The 17,248-nt window shown below is 44.6% G+C and carries 16 protein-coding genes; 5 read left to right on the forward strand and 11 right to left on the reverse strand.

The features are described from left to right. Window positions 1-231 precede the first annotated feature (231 nt). The gene (locus AZ46_RS11630) at window positions 232-2,352 is read left to right on the forward strand and encodes a cell division FtsA domain-containing protein (RefSeq protein WP_029278964.1); all 2,121 of its coding nucleotides are present in this window, start codon (window positions 232-234) and stop codon (window positions 2,350-2,352) included. Window positions 2,353-2,386: 34 nt separating this feature from the next. Here the strand turns inward: AZ46_RS11630 and ytxJ are convergent, their stop codons facing one another. The 3 genes from ytxJ to AZ46_RS11645 all read right to left on the reverse strand — a co-directional run bounded on the left by ytxJ (window position 2,387) and on the right by AZ46_RS11645 (window position 3,811). After that, window positions 2,387-2,719, reverse strand: coding sequence for a bacillithiol system redox-active protein YtxJ (gene ytxJ, locus AZ46_RS11635; RefSeq protein WP_029278962.1), 333 nt, complete (start codon window positions 2,717-2,719; stop codon window positions 2,387-2,389). A gap of 103 nt (window positions 2,720-2,822) precedes the next feature. Beyond that, entirely contained in the window at window positions 2,823-3,320 is a 498-nt protein-coding gene (locus tag AZ46_RS11640) for a YtxH domain-containing protein (protein WP_029278960.1), read from the reverse strand. 47 nt (window positions 3,321-3,367) lie between these two features. Further along, window positions 3,368-3,811 carry a DUF948 domain-containing protein gene (locus AZ46_RS11645; RefSeq protein ID WP_029278958.1) on the reverse strand — a complete coding sequence of 148 codons (444 nt, stop codon included), beginning with the start codon at window positions 3,809-3,811 and terminating at the stop codon, window positions 3,368-3,370. 216 nt (window positions 3,812-4,027) lie between these two features. Between AZ46_RS11645 and AZ46_RS11650 the strand changes: the two genes are divergently transcribed. Continuing rightward, window positions 4,028-5,143 (forward strand): aminopeptidase, encoded by a 1,116-nt coding sequence (locus tag AZ46_RS11650; protein WP_029278957.1) that lies wholly within the window; start codon window positions 4,028-4,030, stop codon window positions 5,141-5,143. A 212-nt stretch (window positions 5,144-5,355) separates the two neighbouring features. Here AZ46_RS11650 and murC read toward each other — a convergent pair whose 3' ends face one another. The 5 genes from murC to AZ46_RS11675 all read right to left on the reverse strand — a co-directional run bounded on the left by murC (window position 5,356) and on the right by AZ46_RS11675 (window position 11,923). Next, window positions 5,356-6,654: a UDP-N-acetylmuramate--L-alanine ligase gene (gene murC / locus AZ46_RS11655; protein WP_029278955.1), complete on the reverse strand. Its 1,299-nt coding sequence runs from the start codon at window positions 6,652-6,654 to the stop codon at window positions 5,356-5,358. A gap of 410 nt (window positions 6,655-7,064) precedes the next feature. Continuing rightward, entirely contained in the window at window positions 7,065-9,890 is a 2,826-nt protein-coding gene (locus tag AZ46_RS11660) for a DNA translocase FtsK (protein WP_029278953.1), read from the reverse strand. A gap of 235 nt (window positions 9,891-10,125) precedes the next feature. Further along, a complete protein-coding gene (locus AZ46_RS11665; protein ID WP_029278951.1) occupies window positions 10,126-10,941 on the reverse strand; it encodes a DUF1444 domain-containing protein in 816 nt (271 codons plus the stop codon). A 21-nt stretch (window positions 10,942-10,962) separates the two neighbouring features. Further along, window positions 10,963-11,277, reverse strand: a complete 315-nt coding sequence (locus AZ46_RS11670) for a thioredoxin family protein (RefSeq protein WP_029278949.1) — start codon at window positions 11,275-11,277, stop codon at window positions 10,963-10,965. 139 nt (window positions 11,278-11,416) lie between these two features. Continuing rightward, window positions 11,417-11,923, reverse strand: coding sequence for a hypothetical protein (locus AZ46_RS11675; RefSeq protein WP_029278947.1), 507 nt, complete (start codon window positions 11,921-11,923; stop codon window positions 11,417-11,419). A gap of 160 nt (window positions 11,924-12,083) precedes the next feature. Here AZ46_RS11675 and AZ46_RS11680 point away from each other — a divergent pair, with 160 nt between their 5' ends. Both AZ46_RS11680 and AZ46_RS11685 read left to right on the forward strand, forming a co-directional pair. Then, window positions 12,084-12,401, forward strand: a complete 318-nt coding sequence (locus AZ46_RS11680; RefSeq protein WP_029278945.1) for an ArsR/SmtB family transcription factor — start codon at window positions 12,084-12,086, stop codon at window positions 12,399-12,401. A 117-nt stretch (window positions 12,402-12,518) separates the two neighbouring features. After that, window positions 12,519-13,451, forward strand: a complete 933-nt coding sequence (locus AZ46_RS11685) for an aldo/keto reductase (RefSeq protein ID WP_029278943.1) — start codon at window positions 12,519-12,521, stop codon at window positions 13,449-13,451. Window positions 13,452-13,532: 81 nt separating this feature from the next. Here the strand turns inward: AZ46_RS11685 and AZ46_RS11690 are convergent, their stop codons facing one another. Continuing rightward, the gene (locus AZ46_RS11690; RefSeq protein WP_029278941.1) at window positions 13,533-14,051 is read right to left on the reverse strand and encodes a DUF84 family protein; all 519 of its coding nucleotides are present in this window, start codon (window positions 14,049-14,051) and stop codon (window positions 13,533-13,535) included. A gap of 80 nt (window positions 14,052-14,131) precedes the next feature. Beyond that, window positions 14,132-15,205 carry a M42 family metallopeptidase gene (locus tag AZ46_RS11695; RefSeq protein ID WP_029278939.1) on the reverse strand — a complete coding sequence of 358 codons (1,074 nt, stop codon included), beginning with the start codon at window positions 15,203-15,205 and terminating at the stop codon, window positions 14,132-14,134. Between the two features lie 842 nt (window positions 15,206-16,047). Here AZ46_RS11695 and AZ46_RS11700 point away from each other — a divergent pair. Then, the gene (locus tag AZ46_RS11700; RefSeq protein WP_029278938.1) at window positions 16,048-16,359 is read left to right on the forward strand and encodes a PepSY domain-containing protein; all 312 of its coding nucleotides are present in this window, start codon (window positions 16,048-16,050) and stop codon (window positions 16,357-16,359) included. A 40-nt stretch (window positions 16,360-16,399) separates the two neighbouring features. Here AZ46_RS11700 and AZ46_RS11705 read toward each other — a convergent pair whose 3' ends face one another. Beyond that, on the reverse strand, window positions 16,400-17,248 hold the full coding sequence (locus AZ46_RS11705) for a YtnP family quorum-quenching lactonase (protein ID WP_029278936.1): 849 nt from the start codon (window positions 17,246-17,248) through the stop codon (window positions 16,400-16,402).

Here is a 17,248-nt window from a genome sequence, read left to right on the forward strand (position 1 = left end):
TATGCACTGAAAAGAAAATAGTAATCATTTTCTTTTGTAATTAGTGATAATTATATACAAAAACAATCCTGTTGTCACGCATTTTTCTTTAACATTTAAACGCTTTTAAGCAATAAAGCGTTTGAGCGATTGTTTTTGCAGTCTTTTTCAGGAGTCTGCTTGAGGCACGGCTGATGTTTTTTCGAATTCAGCCGATAAACTAGATAAGAATAAATGAAAGAGGTGCTGTTCATGAAAGCAGCTGACCATACATTCGCACTCGATATCGGCACGCGTTCAGTCGTGGGACTGCTTCTCTCTGAGCGCAGCGGCGTGTTTGAAGTCATTGATGCCGTCATGGAAGAACATAATGAGCGCTCAATGCTCGACGGTCAGATACACGATATTCAAGCTGTGGCTAAAGTCATTGTATCCGTAAAAGAAAAGCTCGAAAAAAAATATGGACCTCTGACGAAAGTCAGCGTTGCCGCAGCAGGAAGAGCGCTTAAAACACTTCGTGCAGAAGCATCCATCGATATAACAGGAAAACCGATTCTCGAAGATGAGGCAGTCTCCCAGCTCGAATTAATGGCCGTTCAGCTCGCACAGCAGGAAATCGCCCAGAAAGAAACCGGCATGGCTGGCTATGACTGCGTGGGCTACTCTGTTATTTCCTATAAGCTTGATCAGCAGGAGATCGGCAGCCTGCTCGACCAGCAGGGGCATAACGCATCTGCCGAAATAATTGCTACCTTCCTGCCTAAAGTCGTAACAGAGTCTCTCCTGGCTGCTTTAAAAAGAGCAGACTTAGAAATGCTTGCCATGACACTTGAACCGATTGCAGCCATCAATGTGCTGATACCGGCATCTATGCGAAGGCTCAATGTGGCTCTGGTTGATATTGGGGCAGGCACATCTGACATTGCCATTACAAGCGAAGGCACGGTTACTGCATACGGAATGGTGCCCGCAGCAGGAGATGCCATTACAGAAGCTGTTTCAGACGAGTTTTTGCTTGATTTTCATGAAGCAGAACGGGTGAAAAGAGAGCTGAATACATCACAGATCATCCGTTTTAAGGATATCCTTGGGTACGAAAAAAGTGTTTCAAAAGAAGCAGCCGCAGCTTCCATACAGCCTGCCGCTTCCCGTCTTTCGAAATTAATCAAAGAAGAAATCCTTTCCCTCAACAGCGGAAAGCCGCCAAAAGCTGTCATGCTGATTGGTGGAGGCAGCTTAACTCCCGGACTGCCTGCCCTGCTTGCAGAACAATTGTCGCTGCCTGAAGACCGCATTGCCATTAGAGGAATCGAAGCGATTCAGCAGCTTCATCTCTCAGATAGCTTAGGAAAAGGACCGGAGCTTGTAACACCGATCGGAATCGCGATTACTTCAAGCATCAATCCGATTCATTATGTCAGTGTCAGTGTCAACGGACAGAAAGTGAGACTTCTTCAGATGAAAAAGCGGACCGTCTCTGACAGCCTGCTGTCATCCGGCATTCAGCTGTCAGGCTATTACGGCAAACCCGGACTTGCCTATTTTGTTTCAATCAACGGCCGCTCTGTGACCGTTCCCGGCACCTACGGCGAAGCACCGGTCATCAGTAAAAACGGAAGGCGCTGTTCAGTAGATGAAGAACTTCAGAACGGAGATGAAATAACGATTCAAAAAGGGAAAGACGGCCACTCCCTCCCTGTCGTCATTTCAGATTTGATCGATGTTGTACCGGAAAAGAAAATCATTTTAAACGGCGAGCAGGTTGCAGTGCAGGCGAAGCTCTTAAAAAATGGAACACCGGCTGACCCCAATGACCCGGTCGCTGACAGAGATGTGATTACTTATACATTCCCTGACAAAGTCATGGACCTTTTCCAGGACGCGTCAAGATGCACTCCCTTCTGCCTGTCTATTGACGGACGGTTAGTCCATCTGGACGCATTCTCAGGAAAAATCACGATTAACCATGAAAAAGCACATCCGGATTCCTCTTTCAAAGAACGGGATCAAATAACGGCTGTCCGCAAAAAAAGGCCTTCTCTCGGCCAGGTGCTTTCTGCTCTTGAAATGGATGCCTATGAATCCATCACCATTTTCTACAATCAAGAACCGACTGTCATCAAAAAAATGCTTCTTCACGTATACAGAGGAGGCATATTGCTCTCCTTATCTGATGAGATCCGAAGCGGCGATGACCTGAAGATTCAAAAACAGCAGGCAGGCTCCTTCATCTTCCAGGACGTGTTCAAAGCTGTTGACGTCACATTCCCCGCTCAGACGAACAAGCGCTTCCTCCTGCTGAAAAATGAACAGGAAACAAGCTTCCACGAAGAGCTCTCTCCGGGGGATAGGCTGAGTATAAAATGGATTTAAGAAAAGCGGAGCCGCTGTCGGCTCCGCTTTTCTTTTATTCGTTTGATGCAGCCTGCTTCAAAGAGTCTGCTGTGATTTTCCAGTGTGATTCATTCCAGACAACCTGCTTGTCCTTAAACAGAAGGGCCTGAGGCGATTCGTGCCTGATGCCGTAAGTTTCGGCAATATGGTTAGATAGCGGTCTTGCTTCCTGCACGTTCAGGTAATAGGCGGGAATGGAATCATTCCCTTCTGTAAACGCGGAGAACTCAGAAAAAGCGGCCTGGGCAATCGGGCACGTTAAGCTGTTTTTAAAGAAAAGGAATGCAGCTTCTTGCTCGGCGATTTTCTGGAAGTCTTCTACAGTATCAATTTTTACTTTTGGCATGATTTTTGGCCTCCACTGGTTTTACCTACATTTTATACGAATAAATGACAAAATAAAAACAATCGGCTTTAAGCTGCCGATTGTTTTTTCTATTTCAGGAAGCTTACTTATTGATTTCTTCTTTTTTCGCTTCCTCGATCTCTTTGTTCACTTGTTTTTTAAGCTCTTCTGAATGAGGCGTTGTACCGGCAGTTGGAGCCGCCGCTGGGCTTACCGGCGATTGTACATCCGCATTCAGCTGAGGCTCATCGGCTGCTTCAGGAGCAAGTCTGATTTCGTCCTCTGTCTGCTCGTCGTTTTGCTGTTTGGATGATTTAAGATCACGCACTTTGCTCATGATCTGTGAAGACTGGTCAGTCACAGCCTGTGAAAGAGTGGCTGATTTTTCTTTTGCAATCGCAGCAAACTCATTGCCTTTTTCAAGGGCATCGTTTGTGATTTTACCTGTTTTTTCTTTTACAATGACAGCCTGTTCCCCAATATTATCACGAAGTTCTTTACCTGATTTCGGCGCAAGGAAAAGGGCTGTTGTTGCACCCACAATCCCTCCAACAAGTGTTCCGATCATAAAATCTTTACTGTTGATTCCATCTTTGCTCATGATAAATTCCTCCCTATTGTAATTCTTCTATATTTTTTAAAACGAGTTCATATAGTCGGGTACTTCTGCTGTTCTCGAACTTCTTTTTTGATCTTCCATTTGTTCCAGACATCCATGGCCACGTTGCTCCACTGGACGACCTGATTGATTTTATCCTGGTTTTTCTCAAGGTTTGTACCGACAGAAGCGGCTACCTTTTGTACAGAATCATTGAAGTTCTGTAAAGATGAACCGACACCCTGAACAGCGGATACAACTGTGTTCAGTTTCTCGGATTTCTCCTGAATGTCTTCTGCCAAAGCATTGGTCTTATGCAGCAATTGAGTCGTTTCAAGGGTGATACCCTGCACCTGCTTCTCAAGGCCTTCCAGTGTGCCTGCTACATTGTTCAGCGTAGCCGACAGCGCCTTCAGCGTTTTCGACAGGAACACGACAAGAACTGTGAATGCAATTGCAATGAGTGCAACAGCTAAGTATAAAATAATTTCCAACTTCAGCACCTCCAAATAAGCGATAGTAACTGTTTCCCGTAAGAAACAAATCATAAACATGAATTTTTCATACCCCTAGTATTCTACAAAACGCGCCGGATTCCTCTCCTATTATGACCGAGTTTTTCAATTTTCACTAAAAATTTTAACTCTTTTTTAAAACATCGGTTACAATAAAGGCTGAGCCGGTTATATGTTTACATAGGAGGAAGAAAAATGAAAGATCCCCGCATTCAATCACTCGCCAAAAACCTGATCAATTATTCAGTTAAATTAAAAAAAGGCGAGAAAGTACTTATTGAAAATTTCGGTCTGCAAAGAGAGCTCGTTACGGCTCTTGTTCAAGAAGCCTACGCTGCAGGAGGATATCCATTCGTATCCCTCAAGGATCAGCAGGTGGACCGTGCCCTTCTCATGGGAGGACAGGAAGAGCAGTACAGCATGATGGCAGATTTTGAAGCAAATGTGATGAGCAAAATGGATGCTTATATCGGGCTTCGTTCAGGTGACAACATAAATGAGCATGCAGATGTTCCAGATTCTCAGATGAAGCTGCAGAGCCGGACTGTCGGCAAAAAGGTTCACCGTGATATCCGCGTTCCTAAAACAAGATGGGTTGTCCTCCGCTATCCAAACGCTTCTATGGCCCAGCTTGCGAAAATGAGCACGGAAGCATTTGAAGACTTCTACTTTGATGTCTGCAATCTCGACTACGGCAAAATGGATGAGGCGATGGATTCGCTCGTCAATCTGATGAACAAAACGGATGAAGTGAGAATTACAGGTCCTGGAACTGATCTCGTTTTCTCCATTAAAGACATACCTGCCGTTAAATGTGCAGGAGAAATGAATATTCCTGACGGAGAGGTTTATACGGCGCCGGTCCGCGATTCTGTCAATGGAACCATTACGTATAACACGCCTTCACCATACAACGGCTTCACGTTTGAAAATGTAAAACTCACGTTTAAAGACGGCAAAATCATTGAAGCCGAATCAAACGACACAGACCGCATCAACAGTATTTTTGACACAGATGAAGGAGCAAGATATATCGGCGAGTTCGCGATTGGCGTTAACCCGTACATCCAGCATCCGATGCAGGATATTCTGTTTGATGAAAAAATTGACGGCAGCTTCCACTTTACGCCGGGACAATGCTATGATGATGCATTTAACGGCAACCACTCCAATATCCACTGGGACATGGTTAACATCCAGCGCCCTGAATACGGCGGCGGAGAAATGTATTTTGACGGTGTTTTAATCAGAAAAGACGGCGTCTTTGTGATTGATGAGCTAAAAGGGCTGAATCCTGAAAGTCTTAAATAAGTAACAAAAGCGGAAGTGCCTTGTTCAGATCCGATAGGCAGATAAGAATCCGTCGGAAAAGTCCGGTTTTGACTTTTTTGACGGATTTGTTCTGACAGAGGATCTAGGCGCTTACGCTTGCCGAGGATAACTTTGTTATTTCGTGCACAGCCTTTTATTCATTAAAATTTCATTGAAAACACAAAAAAGCATGAGCCGCGGCTCATGCTTTTTTAACCTATTTCTTTTTCGTAGGCACGCTGGTATTTCTGAATGTCTCCTGCTCCCATGAACACAAGAACGCCGCCTTCGTGCTTTTTAAGGACGCCAGTTTCTTCTTCGTCAATCAGGGCTGCTGAATCAATTTTATTCAATAGATCCTGAATTGAGAGCTTTCCGATGTTTTCCCTGGCAGAGCCGAAAATATCGCAGAGGTAAACCATATCTGCTTTCTTCAGGCTGTCTGCGAATTCATCAAGAAACGACTGTGTGCGGGTAAACGTATGCGGCTGGAACACTGCCACGATTTCACGGTCCGGATATTTTTGTCTGGCTGCATCAATCGTTGCCGTAATTTCAGTCGGATGATGCGCATAGTCATCAATCAGAACCTGATTGCCGATTTTTTTCTCGTTGAATCGGCGCTTTACGCCTTCAAACGTTTGAAGCTGCGCCTGAATAACCTCTGCATCAATTTCTTCATAGTGGCAAATGGCAATGACAGATAGAGCATTCAGCACACTGTGGTCTCCGAACGTAGGAATCTTAAATGAAGCATAGAATGTATTTCGGACAAACACGTCAAAGCTTGTTCCATCCGTTGATTTGACTACATTGCGTGCCTGAAAGTCGTTTTCTTCGCTGAATCCGTAGTACACGACAGGAACATTAGCCTGGATATGCTGAAGGTGCTCATCATCACCGCAGGCGATGATCCCTTTTTTCACTTGCATGGCCATTTCCTGGAACGCTTTAAAAACGTCATCGATGCTGCTGAAGTAATCAGGATGATCAAAGTCGATATTCGTCATGATCGCGTAATCCGGGTAGTAGGAAAGGAAATGTCTGCGGTACTCGCACGCTTCAAAAACAAAGTATTCGCTTCCTTCCATCCCTCTGCCTGTTCCGTCTCCGATGAGGAAGGAAGTAGGCTTTGCACCCTGCATTACATGAGCGAGCAAACCGGTTGTAGACGTTTTACCGTGTGCTCCCGTTACACCCACACTTGTAAATTTCTCCATAAATTGACCCAGGAAAATGTGATAGCGGATGATCTCAAGACCAAGATTCTTTGCTTCTTCGATTTCCGGGTGTGTGTCCGGAAACGCATTTCCGGCTATAATCGTCAGTCCTTGACGGATATTCTCTTTTGAAAATGGGAAAATGTTAATTCCGCGCTGTTCTAATGCTTTTTGTGTAAAAATCGGTTTTTCAATGTCAGATCCCTGAACCTCATAGTTCATGTCATGAAGAATCTGTGCCAGGGCGCTCATTCCAGTCCCTTTTATTCCAACAAAATGGTAAACAGTCATAAATAGAACCTCCAACAAACGTCTATCTGTTTGACATTATATGATTCTTAACCCAATGTGCAACCGGCGGCTGCATAAGATAGCGGTTATGTATTTTAATCGCAGGCCTGCAGCATTCTGCATTCTGCAGATTCTCTGCATGGCTTTTAAGAATGATGAAAACAAATCGTATTTTTTCCTGCCCAATGCATCTTAAACGATATCCTTGAACTTGGCAAGTGCTTAATCAAAATGGCGCGCTCTCATTCAGCCGCCCTGCCCCATGATGGCTTTCTATGAAAGAATTTGCCCTGATTTCAGGATTTTGTTTTTCAAAGCAGAAAAAGAGGGAAACTGTATAGAAACAGTTTTCCCAATTGAGGAAGATAATACCTTCTCACCCTGAAAATATTATCTTCTTTTCAAATGAATCAGTAAACACTTCTTTCCTGCATGCTTTCTAAATCCTGCTCTGTAATCAGCACTTCACGGGGCTTGCTTCCCCTTGCCTCCGAAATAATGCCCTGCTTTTCCATCATATCCATTAATCTGGCAGCGCGGTTATAGCCGATTCTGAATCTTCTCTGCAGGCTGGAGGTTGAAGCTCCTCCCTGATCAACGATGTATTCACACGCTTCTAAAAGCAGCTCATCCTCATCGTTCTCAATGCTTGATTTTCTCATTAATTCTTCCTGTTCGAACAAAAAGACAGGCTTCATTTGATTTCTGACATGGCCTACTACCCGCTCAATTTCTTCATCCGATACAAAGTTCCCCTGCAGTCTGACTGCCTTTGATGTTCCGTTTTCAAGGAACAGCATATCCCCTTTGCCAAGCAGCTTTTCTGCCCCGGCTGCATCAAGAATCGTGCGTGAGTCTACTTGAGAGGAAACCGAGAACGCAATTCTTGTCGGAATATTTGATTTGATCAGACCCGTAATAACATCAACGGATGGTCTTTGAGTAGCCACAATTAGATGGATCCCGCAGGCTCTTGCTTTCTGGGCAATTCTGCAGATGGATTCTTCGACATCGGCAGGCGCAGCCATCATTAAATCCGCCAGCTCATCAATCACAATCACCAAGTAAGGCATATGTTCACCTGAATTGTGCTTGGCTGCAAGCTCATTGTAGCGTGAAATATCCCTCGCTCCTGCATGGGCAAACAGCTCATATCTGCGTTCCATTTCTTCTACTGCCCATCTCAGCGCACCTGTGGCGGCTTTCACATCTGTGATGACCGGGCTGACTAAATGGGGAACATTCTGATACGGAGCAAGCTCCACCATTTTAGGGTCAATCAGCATCAGCTTCACTTCATGCGGCGAGGCTTTATACAGCAGGCTCACAAGGATCGTATTGATGCAGACGCTTTTTCCTGAGCCGGTTGCACCCGCAATCAGTCCGTGGGGCATTTTTTTCAAATCGGTCACGACAGCCTGGCCGGATATATCCAGTCCAAGAGCTGCTGTAAGAGGCGACTGGCTGTTTATGAAGTCGGGACTTCTCAGAATTTCTCTCAGGTACACCATTTTGCTGTGTCTGTTCGGCACCTCGATGCCTATCCGGTTCTTCCCTGGTATCGGCGCTTCGATGCGGATATCCTTGGCAGAAAGACTAAGCTTTATGTCATCTGTCAGATTTGTAATTTTGTTGACTTTAACACCCGGCTCCGGCTGCACCTCAAGACGTGTTACAGCAGGTCCCTGTGTCACGTGAACAACTTTTGCTTTGACATTGAAATTCTCAAGTGTCATATTCAGCAGCTGTGTCTGCTCTCTCAGCCATTCCGTGTCATCGACAATTTCCTTTGGGGGAATATTCAAAAGCTGGAGAGACGGAAATGCATAAGCAGAGCCCCCAGGCGCGCTCTGATTTCTTTGCGCTTTTTGCTTATCGCGCCCGAACATCATCACATTGAATGGAACCGTTGACCTCCTGCTCCCGCTGTTTCCTTGCTCCTGAACTTTTCCTGCTTCAGGCTTTGTTTCTTCGGAAAGCTCTAATCCAGCCTCCTGCTGCGGGTTCTGAGCAGATCTGTTTTCCTCATGGACGTTTAAATTCCGCACATCCTGGAAAAGAGAGGCAGGACGCTCTCGGTTTCCTGCTTCCTGTTCAGATTTTACTTCTGGTTCAAATTCTAATTCTGATTCAGATTTCAATTGTGGTTCATCAATAACTTCTTGTTCAAATTCCAATTCTGGCTGAGCTTTCACTTCTGGCACAGATTCTAATTCTGGTACAGCTGTTTCTTCTGCTTTAGATTCGCGTTCTGTTTCCAGCGCAGGAATTGATTCAAGTGACGCTGCAGTCTCGTGCACATCGGGCTCTTCAGGCTGCCCTGACTGGGATGGCTCATACAGTTCGGACACTTCATCCTCTTCCATTGATAGAGCAGGAGCTGCTTCTTTAAAGGCTGAAGATTGCTCTTTCGCTCGGTCTATAGGACGAATGACATCAGACCTTGTTTCATGTTCTTCCTCTTCCATTGAAGCTGCTGACTCTCTGAAGCTTCGGGGCTGTTCACTCACTTGATCAGAAGTGTGCAGATCCTGTTTTTTCTCTTCCTTGCGATATCCGAATGAGAACGTTTCAGGTTTATGATTTTGGTGTTTATGCAAAGCTGACACTTCAGGTCGGCCCGGCTTATCCTGTGATGTTGCTTCATCAGGGATAGACCCTGAACGTGCCTTTAGCCGGTCTGCTTCTTTTTTCAGCATTTCATGATTCTGCTGATGAAGCCTTGAAATGACAGATTCTGCAGCCTTTGCTTCCTGCTGATAGCTTTGAAACAGCGTAGTTCCCGTTTCACGTCCGCCGTCCTGACTGACCCGGCTGTTAAACGGACCCTGGTTGTCTCTTGATCTGTATCCGTAAATCGGAGAAGGAATTTCTGTCGGACTGAATGTTTTTTTAACAGGCTTGCTGTCTGTTTTTTTCAAAGCTTGCCCTGCAGGCTTTTTTGGCGCGGCAGGAGCTTTCCTTTCCGTTTTTGCAGCAGGTCTTCTTGGTTCTGTCCGGCTGTTCTGCTGGTCTGGAATGACCGGAAATTTAAAATTCCCTTTCGGGTACTGATAGGCGATTTTTGCATCTGCATTTTTCGTATTGGCAGCCGGCTGCTTCATTTGAGCCGGTGCATTATGTACAGGCGGAAGCTGTTCAGGCAGCTGCCTGCTTTCGGCTGATCTTTTTTCCAATTGCTTATCTTCTTCTGTTTCACCAGTAAAATAATTGATCATTTTAGAAAACCAACTCATTGCATACCACTCTTTCAAATGTTTCTTCTTTCATACCCCTCTATTGTATCAGGTAATCGCATCTTTTTCAGATAAATGACCATTTCATTTTCAAGAGAGAGAGGGAAATTTCGTTTCCCGCAAACGGAAAAAGCCACTAGAAAAAATCTCCAGTGACGTTTCACATTTTTATAAATGGTACGATATTATCCGCTTTTTTATGGGAGTCAGCGGACAAATTTTCCAGTTTAGCTATTTAGTCCTGTTCTTCTTTTTTTGCACGGTTCTTCGCAAGAATAAAAACAGGTTCAAGCTCGCGGTTTTCATATAAGAAGGACAAAGCCGTAATCGGCACTCTGCCGCTTGCGAAAAAGCTCATCGCCATTTGCCCGAGAATATCGTAGCCTGTATCGTTGCGTACATCTGCTATGATCAGAACATCCTGATGGGGAACCGCGATGGCCATTGTTCCCTCTGCTTTCTTCTGAAACGAATCAAGGATCGATTCATTCAGCAGGCGGCTCGCATCATAACCGTCGTTTGCATTAAGAAAATAAAACACATTTCCTGCGACATGATCTTCTTTTACACTCGTATCAAGCGACCTGAGATTAAATCTGGCCATCTCTTTCAGCTTGCTGAACGTCCAGTTCTCACGCTCCATCATCTTTTCATCAATCAGACGATATGATTTTCCTAAATCAAGGGCATAATAGATTCTTGTTTCTGCCGTATGCTCTTCAAAAATCAGCTTGACTCCGTCTGATGACTCTTCAGGAAAAGAGGTGGATCTGATAACCGGAAAGATCCCTTTTTCTTTGCCGGTCAATTCCTGTTCATGATTCATAACAGTCAGCGCTTCTTCGATATAGTACACAAGCTCATCAACAGCTGTATCTTTTTTCTCTTCCCATTTGGCAATAATCCCCGGAAGCGAAATAGTCAGACCTTTTTTCGTCTCATCATCTTCCACCCGGAGCTGATCTTTTTCCCTGTCAAACCGTGTGGACCATGCTTTATGGCTCAAGCGGTCTTTAATCGTTTCAGCCATTTTTCTTGAGGTCATTTTCATCCCAGAATCTTCCCTTCTGTCTCAGGAAAGTCCATTAATGAATTCCTGAATCTGTTCTTTCGTTTTTCTGTCTTTATTCACATAACGTCCAGTTTCCGCGCCTTTATGAAAAGCAACAAAGCTTGGAATACCAAAAACGCCAAGATCTGCACACAAATCAATGAATTCGTCGCGGTCTACATAGTAAAACGTATAGCTGCTGTTTTCTTCCTGAAGCTCGGGCAAAATCGGGTCCAGAAATCGGCAGTCCGGGCACCAGTCAGCTGAAAACATGAAAATGACCCGCTCCTGCTGAATAACTTCATTGTATTGCTGCATCGATTGCAGTTTTTCCATAATAAAACCTCCAATATGAACTAAATCTATCCACCCGAATCATACCAAACCCTGGTCCCTGTTGCCACTGTAGGGACTTATCAGAAAAAGCCCGGCTGAAAATAAGAAGACCTCTTCCTGTCTGAAAGAGGCCTGTTTTTCATTTAAATGAAACAGAAGAAACGATTTTCATCATTTGTTCTGCCGTATCTGCGACTTCCCTGCTGTTAGTCTGCGTCGTCATTTTCACTCCGCCGATGCCTGCTGACACTTCATACTCGTCGTCCGCTTTCAGTTTATCCACGAGAATGTAGCCAAAACGGCCTTTGTCCTCAAAAGTTTCATTTACTAGCGGATCTTTATATTGCTCAAGAAGAGTATCATAGAAAAAAGAGCTCGTCTCTTTTTCATTCTCATTCACAAAGAGAACGTACTGCTGATCTCCCTTGGTAAAAATGACATTATTTGTTTTCCCTGCTTCTGCTTTATAGCCTTCAGGCAAGTAATAGCTGATAGAGCCGCTTTTATCATTGGCTGCAGGCGGTTTTGCTTCAAAAGATGTTTTCGTCTGATCTATCGTTGCAGTCTGAATTTCTTCATCATTTATCGTACAGCCAAAAAGGAATAATAAGAAAACAAATAGTAGTCCGGTATATAGTTTCTTCATACTGAAAAACCCCTCCATCTTTACTAGGAAAATAGAATTCCCTCCCTATAATAACCCTTACATTTTATCGTTGACAAGACAGGTTTATTTTATGAATAGAAATGATGTCCCCATTTCTCATTCTGGACACGGTCTTTTTATTTGAGTTATAATTTTACTCATGAGAAAACCTAACCATCCATCAATTGAAAGTATACGTCTATCGAGAGTGCTGCATGCACTGAGTGACCCGAACCGGTTAAAAATTGTGAAAAGCATAGCAAGCAGGGGCGAGGAAGTATGCACGTACTACTCTTACGAATTCAACATTTCTAAATCAACCGTTTCCCATCATATAAAAACGCTGAGAGAATCCGCCATTATCAGAGTGCGCGTTGAAGGATCCCAGCATTTTTATTCCATCAGAACAGATGATTTAAACAATAAGTTTCCCGGCTTAATGGACGTGGTCCTAAGCGCAGACCCTGAAAGCTATTAAAAAGCTCTGATTTTATCAGAGCTTTTTTTATTGTCATAAAAGATCAGACGTGTTATTATGCCATTGTGTTCGATAATCATAGAACACTAGAACATTAAATTACTGGAGGATCATATAGTGAAAAAAGTACATCTGAAAAAAGCTGATTTGAACGTAACACAAATCGGATTGGGAACGAATGCGGTAGGAGGACATAATTTATTTGCACATTTAGATGAAAACCAGGGAAGAGAACTTGTGAAAGAAGCCTTGAATCTGGGTATAACTTTTATAGATACTGCAGATGTTTACGGATTCGGCCGTTCAGAAGAACTTATTGGAGAAATCATTAGACCGGTTCGCTCCGGTCTCAAGCTCGCTACTAAAGGGGCAGTGGAACGATTGGACGACAGCACCACACGCATCAACAACAAACCGGAATATTTACGTGCTGCGGTTGAAAAAAGTCTAAAAAGACTGCAGACTGATTTTATCGATTTATACTACTTGCATTATCCTGACAACGAAACACCTTTAGCGGAGGCAATAGGTGAACTATCCCGCTTAAAAGAGGAAGGAAAAATTGGTTCTATTGGAATTTCAAATGTCAGTTTAAGCCAGCTTAAAGAAGCAAATCAGCATAACGATATTGATGTCATTCAGTCTCCTTATAACATGCTTGACCGCTCAGCAGAAAAAGAACTCTTGCCGTACAGCCGGGAAAATAACATCTCGTTCATCCCATATGGGCCGCTTGCTTTTGGAATCCTTGGGGGCAAGTACAGCCGTGATTTGAAACTGAATGACGGTGACTGGAGAAAAGCAGAGCCTTTATTCCAGCCGGAAACATTTTCTGCTGCTTTAACCAAAGTAGAGAAATTAAAAGCAATCGCAGGCGAATACGGAACAAGCCTCTCTAATCTGGCCTTGGTGTGGCTGCTTGCGCAAGAGGGAGTTGATACTGTCATCCCCGGCGGCAAACGGGCTGATCAGATCAGGGAAAATGCGAAAGCAGATACAATTGAATTATCTCCGGAGCATTTAATTCAAATTGAAAAAATAATCAAGTAATTGCTGCAGATTTAGAAAGCCTATGACCGCATTAAAAAAAGAGACCAGTCGATTAACGATTGGTCTCTTTTTTTGATCTGCTCATTTTTGTTTTATTTGGTAAAAATATTGTCCGAAAAGAAGCAGGCAAATATGCTTAAACATCTCTTTCCTTGTCACAAGTCCGCCTGTAAAAATACCGACGGCGCCTTCTTTTTGGCTGATATTCTCCTTGTTGGAATACTCGTCCATCACAAGCTTCAGCTCAATACCTGATTTTACTTTTCTGCCAATCTCCGCAGGCAGGGGAATCCTCGCGCCGCCTGCAATAATCGGTTCCACCCCCTGAACAGACAGCGCCCCCCAATTGCAAAGGAAAAAGCCCTCATCTGTCTCGATCATACCGCCTTCAAGACCTATTCCGATGTCGGCATTTTCTTCTTCTCTTGCACGCAGGGCCCTGTTTACAGCTCCCTGTATTGTCTCCTCATCAGAAAACGGCTGGTCAGCAACACCTGATGAAACACTCGTACTGCTTAATGTAAAAGAACTGAGCTGGTCAAGGCACTCTTGTACGGCATTCACTTTTGCCGGGTTCAGCGTCCCGATGGCAACCTTCATAATTAATCTCCTTTAAAAAAGCGCATAGCTCCGGGAAACCGAAGCAAAATGCGCAAAGTAATCTGGCGGAAACGCCATTTTTATGAGTTTTGTTTAATAGTAGTTACAGTCGACTGGTCACAGGCTTTCACAAGCTTAACGATCAGTTCCTTTGCTGCAGCGTAATCATCAATGTGCACAATGGATGCTGCCGTGTGAATGTAGCGTGAGCAAATGCCCACAACGGCAGACGGGACACCATCGTTTGATGTATGCACTCGTCCTGCATCTGTACCACCCTGGGAAACAAAGTACTGATACGGAATATTGTTTGATTCTGCCGTATCCAAAACAAATTCGCGCATTCCTCTGTGAGTGACCATCGTGCGGTCAAGGATGCGAAGAAGCGCACCTTTTCCGAGCTGGCCGAATTCATGCTTTGCTCCGCTCATGTCGTTTGCAGGACTTGCATCAAGTGCAAAGAATAGATCCGGACGAATCATGTTCGCAGCTGTCTGTGCTCCCCTTAAACCAACTTCTTCCTGTACAGTCGCTCCGGAATAAAGCGTATTCGGAAGGGTAACATCTTTCAGCTCTTTCAAAAGTTCAATTGATAAACCGCAGCCGTAGCGGTTATCCCACGCCTTTGCCATAATTTTTTTCGGATTGGCCATCGGCGTAAATGGACAAACAGGAAGAATCTGCTGGCCAGGTCTAATGCCCAGAGCTTTCGCATCTTCATCAGAATCAGCACCAATATCAATCAGCATATTTTTGATTTGCATCGGTTTATTACGCTGGTCTTCGCTGAGCAAGTGTGGCGGAATGGAACCAATCACTCCCGGAACAGGTCCCGCATCCGTGATAACCTCCACACGCTGCGCAAGCAGAACCTGGCTCCACCAGCCTCCAAGCGTCTGAAAACGCAGCATTCCGTTTTTCGTAACACCCGTCACCATGAAACCCACTTCATCCATGTGGCCGGCAACCATAATCCTCGGACCTTCCTCACTGCCCCGCTTCACCCCGAAAATACTGCCGAGACGGTCCTGAATGATCTCATCTGAATACTTGGTGAGCTCAGAACGCATAAACTTTCGTACAGCATGCTCATTCCCCGGCGCACCCGGAAGCTCCGTCAATGTCTTAAAAAGCTCTAACGTCTCTTGATTCATCCATCATATCCCCTTTACATATGTATATTTTCATTTTACAGAAGATTTATCGTTCGTGCTACTAAAGAAAAGCGGAATCGCCCGTTTAGCTCCGGGAGTCAGATAAGAAATCGGCGGAAAAGTCCGGTTTTGACTTTTTGGGGGATTTTGTTCTGACGGAAGGGCTGGGAGTCGGAGCTAGACAATGCGAAAAGCGGAATCTCCTGGTTAAAAACACTTTCCCTTGTGCATCAGCCAGAGTTTGCGCTGCTAAATCCAGTTATGAACACTTTCCCCCTCAAACTTCCCAGAGTTTCTGCTGCTAACCCCAGTTATGAACACTTACACCCGCAAACCAACCAAAGTTTCTGCTGCTAAATCCAGTTAAGAACACTTTACCCTGCAAACCAACCAAAGTTTCTGCTGCTAAATCCCGTTAAGAACACTTTCCCCTGCAAACCAACCAAAGTTTCTGCTGCTAAATCCCGTTAAGAACACTTTCACCCGCAAACCAATCAGAGTTTCTGCTGCTATATCCAGTTATGAACACTTTCCCCCGCAAACTACCCAGAGTTTCTGCTGCTAACCCCAGTTATGAACACTTTCACCCGCAAACCAACCAGAGTTCCTGCTGCTAAATCCAGTTAAGAACACTTTCACCCGCAAACCAACCAGAGTTTCTGCTGCTACATCCAGTTAAGAACACTTTCACCCGCAAACCACCCAGAGTTTCTGTTGCTAATTCCAGTTATGAACACTTCCCCCGCAACCATCCTTAATCATTTCTCTCCACCCTCCTGCTTAACAACAGAAGGCATTTTCTGTATACTTAAAACATCGTGTACAGGATGGAGGAGATTGTGATGAATGGCAGAAAAGTACTGATAGGAATCGGGATTGGCCTGGCCGCTGCATATCTTTTCAGAGATCAATTGAAGCCGGCTTATATTTCTTCTGAAAAAGCACTGACGGCTGTGAAGAACGCGTTTAAAGAGAAAGGCCCTATTAATGGTTCATGGATTTATACGGTTCGTGAATCCTTTATTAATCAGGGGGAATCCTACAGCATCTACAAGGCCGGCGTTACACGGATGGCAGGATCGGATCTTGAGCAGTACGAAGCATTTGTAGACGCAACAAACGGAAATATCCTGCATGTTGAACAAATTGCATAAAACACAAAAGGCATGGGGTGCGTACCCCATGCCTTTTTATTTACAGCGGACGAACCCGCTCGACCTTTTCTGTGATCTCCCGCTGACTGTTCCACTTGATTGCGCGGTAAAACGCGTCATGATAAAAAGAGATCCACGTATTTTGATCAGCAGCAAGTCCGAGCCATTTTTGCTTCTGTTCAATCGACGTCATCGGATAGTCATCATAAGCGAGCACCCAAAGCGGATTGCTGTGCGCATGTGTAGGCATCAGGTCTGCCATATGAAGGATCGTTTCCCCGCCGTCTTCGATCTTAATCACGCTATGGCCGTTGCTGTGGCCTCCTGTGTGGAACATCGTGATGCCGGGCACTACCTCGGATGACTCTTCAAAGGCTTCTACCTGCTGTTCAATGGCTGTCCAGTTATCTTTCCAGTATGTATTCGCAGACCGAATATTCGGCTCTTTCATTTCATTCCATTCCGTAAGAGAAGTGATGATTTTCGCCTTTGGAAAAACAGATGCCAGTTCCTCACCCTCACGTTTGGTGAGACCCGAAACATGATCAAAATGAAGATGCGTCATCAGAACAAAATCAATATCTTCTGGTTTTAGCCCAAGCTCATTGAGCGAATGCTCAACATTGGATTCAGCTGTTACACCAAAGTTGCGTTTCTGCTTATCTGTCAGCCTGCCGGACCCGATACCGCTGTCGATCAGAAGATTTACTCCGTTCTTCTGGACCAGAATGGGATCTGTCCGCAATTCGATTTGATTAAGTTCGTTGACAGGATATTTTTTAGACCAAAGCGGTTTTGGAACGACGCCAAACATCGCACCTCCGTCAAGGTAAGTCACTCCCCCGTCAAGCCAAGTTAAAGTTGTTTCCCCAATTGTTAACCTCTCCAT

The sequence above is a fragment of the Metabacillus indicus LMG 22858 genome, assembly GCF_000708755.2.
Classification (GTDB): Bacteria; Bacillota; Bacilli; order Bacillales; family Bacillaceae; genus Bacillus_P; species Bacillus_P indicus.

Excerpts from the sequence above, each read along its gene's own strand:
- AZ46_RS11630 (WP_029278964.1), top strand. The coding sequence starts at position 232 with ATGAAAGCAGCTGACCATACATTCGCACTCGATATCGGCACGCGTTCA.
- ytxJ (WP_029278962.1), bottom strand. The coding sequence starts at position 2,719 with ATGCCAAAAGTAAAAATTGATACTGTAGAAGACTTCCAGAAAATCGCC.
- AZ46_RS11640 (WP_029278960.1), bottom strand. The coding sequence starts at position 3,320 with ATGAGCAAAGATGGAATCAACAGTAAAGATTTTATGATCGGAACACTT.
- AZ46_RS11650 (WP_029278957.1), top strand. The coding sequence starts at position 4,028 with ATGAAAGATCCCCGCATTCAATCACTCGCCAAAAACCTGATCAATTAT.
- murC (WP_029278955.1), bottom strand. The coding sequence starts at position 6,654 with ATGACTGTTTACCATTTTGTTGGAATAAAAGGGACTGGAATGAGCGCC.
- AZ46_RS11660 (WP_029278953.1), bottom strand. The coding sequence starts at position 9,890 with ATGAGTTGGTTTTCTAAAATGATCAATTATTTTACTGGTGAAACAGAA.
- AZ46_RS11665 (WP_029278951.1), bottom strand. The coding sequence starts at position 10,941 with ATGAAAATGACCTCAAGAAAAATGGCTGAAACGATTAAAGACCGCTTG.
- AZ46_RS11670 (WP_029278949.1), bottom strand. The coding sequence starts at position 11,277 with ATGGAAAAACTGCAATCGATGCAGCAATACAATGAAGTTATTCAGCAG.
- AZ46_RS11675 (WP_029278947.1), bottom strand. The coding sequence starts at position 11,923 with ATGAAGAAACTATATACCGGACTACTATTTGTTTTCTTATTATTCCTT.
- AZ46_RS11680 (WP_029278945.1), top strand. The coding sequence starts at position 12,084 with ATGAGAAAACCTAACCATCCATCAATTGAAAGTATACGTCTATCGAGA.
- AZ46_RS11690 (WP_029278941.1), bottom strand. The coding sequence starts at position 14,051 with ATGAAGGTTGCCATCGGGACGCTGAACCCGGCAAAAGTGAATGCCGTA.
- AZ46_RS11695 (WP_029278939.1), bottom strand. The coding sequence starts at position 15,205 with ATGAATCAAGAGACGTTAGAGCTTTTTAAGACATTGACGGAGCTTCCG.
- AZ46_RS11700 (WP_029278938.1), top strand. The coding sequence starts at position 16,048 with ATGAATGGCAGAAAAGTACTGATAGGAATCGGGATTGGCCTGGCCGCT.
- AZ46_RS11705 (WP_029278936.1), bottom strand. The coding sequence starts at position 17,248 with ATGGAGAGGTTAACAATTGGGGAAACAACTTTAACTTGGCTTGACGGG.